At 51.5% G+C, this 12,005-nt stretch carries 8 protein-coding genes; 2 read left to right on the top strand and 6 right to left on the bottom strand.

All coding sequences use genetic code 11. The features are described 5' to 3' along the window. Positions 1-67: 67 nt before the first annotated feature. Entirely contained in the window at positions 68-1,525 is a 1,458-nt protein-coding gene (locus tag AC6R10_RS01670) for a coniferyl aldehyde dehydrogenase (protein ID WP_500657478.1), read from the bottom strand. A gap of 187 nt (positions 1,526-1,712) precedes the next feature. On the opposite strand from AC6R10_RS01670, the gene AC6R10_RS01675 reads away from it, so the two are divergent. Beyond that, on the top strand, positions 1,713-2,765 hold the full coding sequence (locus AC6R10_RS01675) for an AraC family transcriptional regulator (RefSeq protein ID WP_500657477.1): 1,053 nt from the start codon (positions 1,713-1,715) through the stop codon (positions 2,763-2,765). Between the two features lie 98 nt (positions 2,766-2,863). Here the strand turns inward: AC6R10_RS01675 and mukB are convergent, their stop codons facing one another. The 4 genes from mukB to cmoM are packed head-to-tail and all read right to left on the bottom strand — an operon-like array spanning position 2,864 to position 10,175. Next, positions 2,864-7,321, bottom strand: a complete 4,458-nt coding sequence (mukB, locus tag AC6R10_RS01680; protein ID WP_500671292.1) for a chromosome partition protein MukB — start codon at positions 7,319-7,321, stop codon at positions 2,864-2,866. Then, a complete protein-coding gene (mukE, locus tag AC6R10_RS01685) occupies positions 7,318-8,046 on the bottom strand; it encodes a chromosome partition protein MukE (protein ID WP_334551013.1) in 729 nt (242 codons plus the stop codon). The genes mukB and mukE overlap by 4 nt, the downstream gene beginning before the upstream one ends. Then, the gene (gene mukF / locus AC6R10_RS01690; RefSeq protein ID WP_487902687.1) at positions 8,027-9,364 is read right to left on the bottom strand and encodes a chromosome partition protein MukF; all 1,338 of its coding nucleotides are present in this window, start codon (positions 9,362-9,364) and stop codon (positions 8,027-8,029) included. Before mukF ends, mukE begins: the two co-directional genes overlap by 20 nt. Before the next feature lie 13 nt (positions 9,365-9,377). Next, positions 9,378-10,175, bottom strand: coding sequence for a tRNA uridine 5-oxyacetic acid(34) methyltransferase CmoM (gene cmoM / locus AC6R10_RS01695; protein ID WP_500631950.1), 798 nt, complete (start codon positions 10,173-10,175; stop codon positions 9,378-9,380). 96 nt (positions 10,176-10,271) lie between these two features. Here cmoM and elyC point away from each other — a divergent pair, with 96 nt between their 5' ends. Further along, the gene (elyC, locus tag AC6R10_RS01700; protein WP_334551018.1) at positions 10,272-11,081 is read left to right on the top strand and encodes an envelope biogenesis factor ElyC; all 810 of its coding nucleotides are present in this window, start codon (positions 10,272-10,274) and stop codon (positions 11,079-11,081) included. Positions 11,082-11,195: 114 nt separating this feature from the next. Here the strand turns inward: elyC and torR are convergent, their stop codons facing one another. Continuing rightward, positions 11,196-11,903, bottom strand: coding sequence for a two-component system response regulator TorR (torR, locus tag AC6R10_RS01705; RefSeq protein WP_500631914.1), 708 nt, complete (start codon positions 11,901-11,903; stop codon positions 11,196-11,198). Positions 11,904-12,005: the final 102 nt, after the last annotated feature.

Genomic DNA, 12,005 nt, shown 5'->3' on the forward strand with positions numbered 1-12,005 from the left:
AAGACGATGCGGCCCGTAAGTTTGTTATTGTGTGTAGGGTATTCCCCTTCTCGGGGAGAGGGTCGATTTAAACCGTTGGGTCGGATTTGCCGACAAATAGCTTCACCACGAGCTTCTGCACCCAAGTGCCGTAGGGCGGTGAAAACAACGAAATAGGGAACCACTCGCGCATTTGCAGTACGCTGCGCGCGTGGCTAAGCTCGCGAAATCCTTCTTCGCCGTGGTAGTTACCGATACCTGAATTGCCTATGCCGCCAAACGGGACGGAGTGGTTGAGGACATGCCAGCCCCAATCGTTCACGGTGACGCCGCCACTGTGTGTTTGGCAAAGAATGTCATCGCGCAGCGAGCCACTGTGGGTAAACAAATAGCAAGCAAGCGGTCTAGGTCGATTGTTGATGTACTCCACCACCTGCTCGATGTTTTTGTAACTGTGCACCGGAAGCAGCGGGCCAAAGATCTCTTCCTGGCAGATACGCATATCGCTGCTGAGATTCGTGGCAATATAAAGCGGCGTCTTGCGCCCTTCCCCTTCGGGCAAACATTGAATGATGTTAGCGCCTTTCTGTTTCGCATCCTCGAGCAGCGCATGGAAGCGTTGATGTTGTGGCTCATCCACCAAAGAGGTGTAATCAGCATTGCCACTGATTTGCTGATACATAGCTACATGGGCATCACACAGCGCGTCGACAAACGCCTCTAGCTTGCTCTCATGGACAAACGCATAATCGGGAGCGATACAAATTTGCCCTGAGTTAAAGCCTTTGCCGTGCGCCAAACGCTTCGCCGCTTTGGTGACGTCATAATCTGGCGCCACAATAGCGGGAGACTTACCGCCGAGCTCCAATGTGACCGGCGTTAAATTGGCCGCAGCATTGGCCATAATGATCTTGCCGCTGCTCGGCGAACCGGTGAACACCAAGTGATTGAACGGCAGATGCGATATGTCCATCGCTTGCGGGTGATCGCCGGGGACAATCCGCACCAGATCGTTTGAGTAAATTTCCGCCAACATTTGGCTCAATACACGGGTGGTATTGGGACAGTTGGGCGGCATTTTAATCATGCAGCGATTACCCGCAGCCAATGCGGTGATCATAGGCCCAATAGAGAGATAAACCGGAAAGTTCCACGGACAAATGATGCCCACCACCCCTTTCGGTTGGTAGCGTATTTGCAATTTGTTGCCTTTAAATAGCCACTCCGTCGGGCGACGCTTGGCTTTCATCCAACCTTTCAAGTGACGAAGAACATGGTTGATGTCCAATATCGGTGCCAACACATCCGCCATCTTAGATTCGGTCTCACTGCGCCCACCAAAATCATCACTCATCGCTTGAGCTAATCTATCTTGATAGCGGCGCAACTGAGTTTTCAACGCCACTAAACGCTGCTTACGCACATCCAGTGACGGCATGGGTTCGTTGCGATAGGCCGTGCTCAACGCATCAAACCATTGCTGCAGATCTTGGTCTGAGGGTGAAATAACATCATGAGGTGTTTGAGGGTGTACTAATGCATTCATAATCGATTCTCGTGGTACTGACACAAGTATTACAACATTTTGTTAACATGCCACCTAGGTGGCAAACAGACAAAAAACGGTGAATTTCGGACAAAACTGAGAGACTGCTGACAACATCACAGCCCCATCTTGGCTATACTCAACGCCAATATCCGTTATCTTACTCTCATACTGGAGCGGTCACACAATGCAACATTTAGCGGTTTATGAGCCTGATAGTAACGCATGCGGTCTGCTGGACGTGCAGTTGTTGGTGCGCTATCTCGGTCAGCGAGTGCCGCTCACAGACCTGCTGGATGGCAGTGGTGTCAGTGTCGAAAAGCTCTATCAACCCGACACGCAAGTCACCCTCGCCCAGAAGCTGCATATTTTCAGCAATGCCCTACTCTGTGCAGACGAGCCCGGACTTGGCCTTAAGGTGGGCCAACAAGCCAGGTTCAGCGATTTTGGCGTGTTGGGTTACGCGGTGTTTAGCTCCAGCACCTTGCTTGAAGCGATGACGATGGGATTCAAATACCTGAGATTGGCGGGGCCAGTGCTGCGCAAGCAGCTCCTCATCGATAAGGATTTGGGGTATATCCGCGCGGAAGAGTTAATTGATCTCGACACCTTGATGCCCTTTTGCTGCGAATACTGGTTTTCGGCAATTCAATCTTTGTGTGAAGAGGTGATGCAACATCCCTTCCCCTCACACCAATTGCATTTTCCTTACCCCGCGCCCCACTACGCATCATTGTATCAAGAGGTATTTCGCTGCCCGGTGAAGTTTCAATCCAAACAGCTGGAGTGGCAATTTTCTACGGATGTGGTCAATCAACCCTTGCCCACCGCCAACAAGATGACCTTGCAGCAGTGCTTAAAAACGTGTGATGAGATGCTGGCAAAACTGAGTGGCACCAGTACCAGCTTAAAAGACAGGATTACTCAACGCTTAATCGAGCAGCCGGGGCACTACCCATCGATTGAAATCGTGGCGCAGCAGCTGGGGATGTCTTCACGCACGCTGAGACGAAAACTGAGTCAAGAGCAGACCAGCTACCAACAGATTTTGGATCACGTTCGCTTTCAGCTTTCACGCCATTACCTCTGCTCGACGCAATTGAGCATTGATGAGATTTCAGAGCGCGTCGGCTACTCAGACAGTGCCAACTTTCGTCACGCGTTTCGTAAGTGGAGTGGCGATTCGCCAAGTCACTATCGCAAATCGGCCCATGCGGTGCCCCATCTTCGTGAGCATTAGCGAATGCAGAGTACGCGACGTTTCGACATATAAGTCCGTTAAACCGATACGTCCCTTAAACCAATAAAACGACGCCCATCAAAAGATGGGCGTTGATGTTAAAACTCTTCGATGAGTTGAGCAGCTTCACTCTTAGGCTTTTCGCCTTGACCAAAGCCCCTTAGGCCCACCACATGCACATGTTCGTGGTCTTTAAAGACTTTACGAACCAGCTTGTACGTGGTGCCTTTTTCTGGACTGATGTTCTCAGGCGCCGCGATCAACAGCTGCATATCGAGGCGGTCACACAGCTCGAACAGGGTTGAAATCGATTTGGCATCCAATCGAGCCGCCTCATCGAGGAACAACAAACGACACGGCACAATCTCTTTACTGCGTAAGCGGCGAGACTCCTCTTCCCAGCTCTGTACCACCATCAAAAGAATCGATTGACCGGTACCGATCGCTTCACCAGTAGAGAGCGCGCCCGACTCCGCTTGCAGCCAACCGTCTGAGCCACGGTTCACTTCGACGCTCAGCTCAAGGTAGTTACGATAATCGAGCAGCTCTTCACCCAGCACTTGCGGTGAACGTTGGCCCATATCGATGTGTGGGTTCACACGTTGGAACAATTTTGCCATCGCCTCTGAGAAGGTGTAACGCATCGACTCAAACAGGTCTTTGTGCTGCTCTTGACCGGTCGCTAGGCCGTTTAACAGCACCTCATGACTTTCACGAATCTTCACGTTCAGACGTACCCCTTTCACCTGACCAAACGAGATGTTCGAGAGGCCTTGGTTCAGCATACGAATGCGGTTTTGCTCACGCTGAATCGTCTTTTTGATGATGCTAGCAACGGACTCAGAGCTGATCGCCAAACGGTTTTCACGCTGGGTCAACTCTTCGGTCAAACGCGCCAGTTCCACTTCCATCTCTTCGATCGCTTCCACAGGATCATCGGTGCGAATGATGTCTTGGCGAATGCGCTCGCGCAGATGCTGGTAGACCGCAATGTAGAACAAGACTTTTCGCTCTGGGCGAGCGTTGTCTTCCGAAAGGCGCAGCGCATCTCGCAGATCTTCGTTGTCGGCCACCGCAAGACGCAGCGCGCCCAATGATTTGTCCGACATCGAACGCAATTCATCCGCAGAGAGGTAGGCAAGCTCACGCTTGTGCAGGCGTCGCTCGACATCATTTTCACGCGCCAATCGAAGTACCGAGCACCAACCCGCTTTTGCTGCCACAACGAACGTGCGCAGATCCGTGTACTCTTTTTGTACTTTCTTCAGACGCTTAGCCAGCCCTTTCATCTCAAGCTCTGTCGAGGTGATGGTGCGCTCATACTCACTCTTACGTGCTCGCGCGCTGTGCAAACGTTCATGCAGCTCATCACGACGGCGCTCAGCACGTTCCATCGCGCCTTCATCGGCGTTGACACCGTACTCTTGCAGCTCTTGCTTAAACTCTTGCACCGTTTCCATTTTGGCTTGGTGAGAGCTTTTCAAAGAGGCGAGCACTTGGTTGTATTGGTTCAGTTGGTCTTGCGCAAGCTTAAGCTCTTCGCGCGCTCGGCCACGGTTGACTTCCGCTTGTGCCAACTTGGCCTTCAACTGCTCACTGAGCTCGCTGCTCTTACCCAACATGTCGATAGAGTCGGAGTAAGCGAAGTAGTGGCGACGTTCAATAAGATCAGAGAGCGCAAAAATTTGTGCTTTGATCTGCTGCAGTGCCTCATCGGCTTGACGATAGTTCGTCTCCAGCGCTTCAAACTGCTGTGGGTCAGCCTCAAGCGCGGAGGCGATCGGCGTGAGCTGCTCAATCGCTTTACCATGTTGGTTGATAAAGGCTTTCGCTTCGCTCAAGGCGCTCATCTGCGCGTCAAGCTCGCCGAAACGCTCAGCCAAGGTATCGTCTTCCACCAGCGACATCATGGGCGCTAATTTATCCAGTGCGCTGAGCGCCTGTTTGCTCGCTTGCAGCTGACCGCGTAAGGTCGCTTCTTGCCCATCTAACTCGGCTAAGGTGCGCTGCACTTGAGTGCGTTTCTCACGCGCGACTTGCAGGCTTTGCTCAGGATCGTCATCAAAAGCGACCTGAATGTGCTCTGCAACAAAACGGTTGAATGCTTGGTAAAGGCGCTGCAGTTTTTGCGAATCAAACGCCGCTTTGGCGTGCGCTTCGATGACCTCATCACGTTCACTGCGCAAAAGCTCAAGGCGCTGTTCACGCGCCGCACGCCCAAACAGTGGGATCTGAGGGAATCGCGAGTAACGCATTTGGCGCTCATTCATGCGCACGCAGACGGCGCCTTCTAGTTCTTGCGCATCAAAACTGCTGTCATCAAAGGCATCAATATCGCCTTCAATGATGTAGAGATCCTCTGGGCAGTCGTCCAGCTCAACCAACTTTTGCTCGATGCCAGACAAATCCGATACCACAATCGCATGACGAGCAGGGCCATACATGGCGCTGAAGTACGGCGCATCGTCGATAGTGATGTCATCGTAGATTTCAGACAGCAACACACCACCCAGTGTATCCGCCAATCCTTTAAGGCGCGGATCGTTCGAGCCACCCGGTGAGGCGAGGCGCTCAATATCGCTATCGAGTGTCGTGCGGCGCTCTGCCAGTTTCTCTTTCGCTAGAGATTGTTGCTTCTCTTGCTCCAACACTTGCTGCATGTGCGCCATCACCGACTGGCTATCGCCAAGCTCAGCACCGCTTTGCTCACGCAGGTTTTCTAGCGCATCAGACGCGGCAATCCAAGCCGGAGCGAGCGCTTCCAACTGGGTGATCTGCGCAGCGTAATCTTGCTCACTGCGGCGCTGCTCACTGCGCTGCTCACGCAATGCTTCTTGATTGTGCTCAAGAGAGTCAATCAGCGCGCTGTGGCGTTCGCGCTCTTGTTCAAACGTCAGTTCATCAACCAGTGCGACGTTGTGCTGCTTTTGATAGCTCGCCACTTGCTCTGCGGCGCTACGCTGCTGAGTTAAGCTGCGTTCAACATCACGATGTTGGGCGCGCAGTTGAGCTTCGTTTTGCAGCGTTTGCTGCGCATCGCGCGCTTGATTGATCAACGCTTTAGCGCGTTCTGACGCCTCTTGGCGAGCTACCTTGCCCACGACAGACTCAACCAGCGCAAAGGCTTTATCAAACTGCTCGGCCGCCGCACTCGACATATCAAGTTTGTGCTTCATCGCGAGTAAGGCGTCGGTGCGCTCGCCCTGCTCAGCTTTCAAGCTGCTCACCAAGCTTTGCGCCGACTCGGCGGTCAGATTATTGTCACCCAGTAACGTTTTGGCTTTTTCCAGCGCTTGCACCGCTTGCTGATATTGCAACGCGCGCGTCTGCTGAACATCCAACGCTTGTTGGTAATCGGCCAACTGACTCTTTAAGCTATCGACTTCTTCTTCAAATACCAGCGCTTGGTCTTGCGCGATGTGAACTCGCTCATTCGCTTCTTCCACCACCATCATCTGCTCTTCAAGACGCTCACTGAGCTCTTCCAGATCATCTTGGTAGCGGGCAATTTTCTCTTGTTGACGCAGCGCAGTTTGCACCAGTTGCAAGTGGTCGGATGCGGCTTGGTAGTCTTGCTCTAGTCCTGATTCAGACTCCACTAACAGATCAAGCTCTTCTTGCACGCGTGTCAGCAACGCGTTTTGTTCGATCAACATTTCACGTGAGCTGAACAACTCGCTGCGCAGCGCCAAGGTCTGATCGAGTTTATTGCGTCTGTCGTTGGCATGACGCATATAATCCGCTGCAACATAGTTCGTTGACTCGGTGATCAGGTGTTTAAATAGATCTCGGTCCGCTTGAGTGGTTTTGATCGCCTCAAGCGTCATGCGGTTTTCACGCAGCGCCGATTCCATATCTTGGAACGCTTTCTTCACTCCGCCGTTTTGTGGCAGTAGGTAGTCACGCAGCGAACGGGTGATGGCGCTGGAAATACCGCCATACAGTGAGGCTTCGATTAAGCGGTAAAATTTGGAACGATCGCCCGAGTTACGTAGCTTTTTCGGGATCACACCAAATTCAAACATCTGCGCGTGATAATCAACAATCGATGGGAAAGCTTTAAATTGCACCCCTTCAAATTGGACCACTGCCTCTTTGACTTCGTTGACTTGACGTACGCGCGCTTGGGTCGCCGAGACGGTTTCAATCAGTACATCGGTAGGTTTGACATGGCTTGGCAGGCCTTGAATGACGAAGGGTTTGATATCGACCTTTTTGTCACGCCCCGCCACCTGTTGCAGCTTAACGGCAAACAGTAGGCGTTGCTTACGCGAGTTGACCACATCGAGCGCCGCGTAACAGGCACCCGGTTGAAGTTTACCGTAGAGACCTTTGTCGCGGGAAGATTGGCTACTGCCAGCTTCGGTGGTGTTTCTAAAGTGAAGCAAGGTTTGGTCAGGGATCAACGCGGTGATAAACGCCGCCATGGTGGTCGATTTGCCCGCTCCGTTCCCTCCCGATAAGGTGGTCACCAGATCATCAATGTCAAAAGTGCGGGCAAAAAAGCCATTCCAGTTGACCATTGTCAGTGATTGATATTTACCGCGTTCAATCATGCTTCACCTGCTTGTGTCAGTTCTTCTTCGCCTTCTGGCGCATCTAGGTTATCGCTGTGCAAAAGATCGCCTTGGCTCGGCTCTTTGGTGTGAACCACTGCTTCACCATCACGGATGAGGCGTAGCTGCGCTTCACGCATATCGTCACCGACACGAACATCCGCACCAAAACGGAACACAGCTTCACTGATGCTGAATTTTCCGGTTTCACCGATGTTGATCACCATGCCCAAACGGCGCAGTCGGCGCAACGAGGTGCGCACTTTCTCGAACAGTTTCTCTTTGTCGAGATCAGAGCCGCTGGCTCGGTTGGTCACGAGTTTCATCAATTTGGACTCATCGGCCAGTGACAGAAGCTCATCGTACAACTCTTGGTTGGTAAAAATGCCTTCGTGAGCAAGACGCTCTGGGCTCAAATACAAAAAGCACAACACTTTACCCACCAGCATATCGAGCTCAGACAGGACACTGCGGTTAATCAGCGACGTCGAACGCGGACGCAAATAAAAGAAACCTTCAGGCGCTTTCACCAGTTCGGTGTTGTAACGCTGATAAAAACTCGATAGCTCCACTTCAAAATCCGACAGTAAGGCGTGGTTGTCGAGATCTTCACTGGAGATGTGACGCCCGGCACGCAGCATGCTGTCTAGCGCCGGAAACAGCGGATTAGAGATCGCTTTGACCAGATTCTCTGGCATGTATTCATTAGTATCTGTCGATGACATTGGCTTGTACCTTTGCACCATAATTGTTGATCGCTTGCCAATCGGGCTGAATCGCTTGGTAATCGGACTCGGAGTAACCCAGTCGCACCGCTTGGTCGACAACAATTCTGGCTAAATCAAAATGATGGGTATAGGGGTGCTCGGCGAGGTAGTCGCGCAGCACTTGGCCTAAATCAATAGGCTGCCCCTGCGCTTTGTGCACTTGGAGCATCTCCCCAATGCGCTCAGACAGCGCATCATTCACTTGCTGAAATTCTTCGTAGACCACATCGAGTGGCACCTGGCCGGTCACTTCATCATCACGCAACACCAAGGCTTCATCACGTAAATCGCTCAACCGCTCCGCATCGGCGTAAGTGAGGTACCAAGGGTTCTCAAAGTAGTCTTTGACCGACTGACGTAGGCGCGAGCTAAACGCGCGGTTTTTGTCCATGTCGATGGCGGTTCGGATGAACTTGTGCACATGGCGATCGTAACCAATCCAGAGATCAATCGCTTGCTGACCCCAACTGGTGATGCGGTCGAGCTTCATCTGCAACACAAACAGGGTTTCGGCAATAAACTCGAGCTCATCATCGCCATGTACCAACTCTTGAATATCGAGGATTTGGCTTTGCAGCTCATCACCCGCCGCTTGCAAGGTGTCTTGCAGCTCTTTCAGTGTGCTGGAGGTTTCTGACAGCAAGGATTCACAGTTATTGATCGCATCGCGCCAATCTTTGTTAAGTAGCTCAGCTATCTGTGTTTTGACCGACTGCTGCTGCTCATCCATCACGCGCTGGTTTAAATCAATCTGATCGAAAATTTCACCGACTGAGTATTTCAGCACGCCGTAAACGTTTTTCTTCCAATGACCCGCCGTTCCGCCTTTTTGTGCCGCTTCAATGGCTTTCGCCATTTCGTCCGCCACCATAGACAGTTGGATAGAGAGTTTCAGTTTGGAAAATTCGCGATGACGAACATAGTAGTCCGTAATGCCGATGGCCAACGGCGAGAGACGATAGATACTCGCACCGTCGGTAATTTCGCTGGTAAAGCGGCTGATAAGGCGCTGTTTGACCATGTCATTGATGGCGTTGTTGGCGCGAAACGCCGACGCTTCGCCCGAATCGGCAAACAATCGAGTGACAATGGCGAACGCATCATGCAACTCCCCTTCACCTAACTCTTCATCAAACCTTTCATTACTCAACACGGCAATGGCGATCAAAAAGGCCAAGCGTTCGTTGGTCAGGTTCAATGAAAAATCATGCTGCTTGACCCAACCCACCAACTCATCAATCGGTTGCTCAGCGGCATTCAGAGTCATTTCACTCATGGTTTATCCTGTTTTAATTCTTTCTTGCCCAAACGTGGATATAGCGTCCGAGCGACACATACGGTTCTTGGCGGCAAAGTTGCCTCTCTAGGGCCAAGACATCCTCACTGGTGTAGTCGCCCATATACTGGCGATCGCCAATGTAGTCACTGAAACAACGAATGCCGGATTTCCCTTCAATGTGAAACCCCGACTCCTCTATCCAACGGTAGACATCTTCAGGCTTAAGCCCTTTTTGGGGCTGAAGCTTAAATCTCTTTCGGTGCGGCATTCCCTCTAACACATGCGGAAGGTTGCCACACACGACATTTTTGTACACGAGGCCATGATGGTTGTAGAACATGACCGACGCGATACCGCCCGGTTTGACCTGCTCTAACAGCGTTTGCAGCGCTGGCTTTGGCTCAGCCAACCACTCCATGACGGCATGAAACATCACCAAATCCGCCGGTTGCTGCTGGTGTTGAGCGATGGATTGAACGGGCGAATGAATCAAGCGATACTGCTCAAGCAAGCCATTTTTTGCAATATCCTGCTCAGCTAATTGCAGCATTTCAGAAGATAGATCACATAACGTAATGCGATGGCCTAGTTTCGCCAGCTTTTGCGACATTTGTGCCAACCCACCCCCGGCATCGAGCACGTCGAGTGGTGAATCACTGGCGGGTAACGAGGCGAGGATGGTTTGAAGGTCTTCCCAAACAATGACTTGTCGAATCTCGCCTTTGTCAGAGCCGTATATATTTTTTGCAAATTTGTGGGCAATATCGTCGAAATTGCGGTCTTCAGTCACAGCAGCTTGAGTTATGATGTTGAATCGTGCTGCTATTCTGTCACAAGAAAGGCAGGAATAAAGAGGCTTTCTCTTAAATTATAATCAACTGGTGTTTTTTCGGACTATTTAAGTATGTTTGAGCTGAAAAAAGTCGTCTCGGCTTTACTTATGCCTTTGCCAGCCCTGCTGATCATTGGCCTTGTGGGACTCATGCTCGTCATGTTCACACGAAAACAAAAAACAGGATGTTTCGTTGTTCTCTTCTCGTTTGTTGGCATTTTTCTCGTTGCCTTCCAGCCCGTTTCATCACGTCTTCTCATGCCTATCGAGCGCCAATACTCGGCCTTTTTTCCTGTCGATGAATCGATTGATTATGTGATGGTGCTTGGCAGCGGCCATGTTGTGGACGACGACATTCCGCCCACCTCAGAACTGAGTCGCGCCGGCCTAATGCGTTTGACCGAAGGGATTCGTGTGATGCGAATTTATCCGGGCTCTAAACTGATTCTCTCAGGCTATGCCGCCGGTTCTGAAGTGAGCAATGCGCGCATGATGGCTAAAGTAGCGCTGGCGCTTGGCGTTTCTAAATCTGACATCATTCTGCTCGAAACCGCCAAAGATACTTGGGAAGAAGCGCGCCAAGCGGCAGCGTTCGTTAAGAACAAGAAGTTGGTGGTGGTCACATCGGCCAGTCACATGAACCGTGCCCTGAATGAATTCCACTCCGCAGGATTGAAACCTTACGCCGCGCCGACCAACTACCTAGCGCAGAGAAACATCGATCAAGCGTGGGAGAAGTACGCGCCGAAGGGCAAATATCTCGAACAAACTGAGCGCTACTGGCATGAAACGCTGGGCACCATTTGGCAACACCTCCGCGACTGGGCGTCCGATTATGAAGAGCAAGCCTTAGAGGTGGAGGCTGCGCAGAGCGACGTTTAACCGGCCGCCAGCGTAGACGGATAACGTCTTCGACCTAAAACAAAAATCCAGGCTGCATGCCTGGATTTTTCGTTTCTTTTGCGTCAATTTTCGCTCGTTAATTGCCGAACTACGTTAATCTCCGGCGAACATGTAGCCTTCGCCATGCACGGTGACGAATATCTGCGGATTTTTTGGATCCACCTCCATCTTCGCTCTCATGCGTCGAATCAGGACATCGATAGTGCGATCATTGGGTGCGTCCACACGATGACTGATCATATTAAGAATGCGTTCCCGACTGAGCACTTGGTTAGGGTGAGAGGAGAGCGCCACCAAAAGCTCATACTCTGCTTTAGTCAGTTTGACCGGTTCATCCCCTCGGCTCAAAGCGCGGCGCTGAATATCGAACGTCCATTCAGCAAAGCGGACCACGCCGTCTTGCTGATCGCTGCCCGCGTTTTGCGCTCCCGCAGCCAGTGCGATGCGCCACAAGAGGTTCTTGACTCTGACGAGCAGTTCCCTAAGCTCAAATGGCTTGGTGACATAATCGTCCGCGCCCATTTCTAAACCAACAATCTTATCAATGCTGTCGGTACGCCCGGTCACCAAGATAATACCGATGTCCGATTGACTGCGTAGTTCACGCGTCAGCATCAAGCCATCTTCGCTGGGCAGATTGATATCCAGCATCACCAAATCGACCCGACTGCTACTGAGTACGTCGCGCATCTGCGCGCCATTCTCAGCTTGGCTCACCTGATACCCTTCGGTTTGAAAGTAGCCCGCCAATTTACGGCGAGTCACTTCATCATCTTCAACAACCAAAATGTGGTAGCTCATCGGCTCTACTCACTTATTCACACACTGATTCAATGGCTTTATTCTATTCATAATTAGTCACAACTCCATCTTTGTCCTCTTTGGGAGGTGAAAAGTTGGCGA

It is taken from the genome of Vibrio sp. R12-SG2-ISO1 (assembly GCF_059834045.1).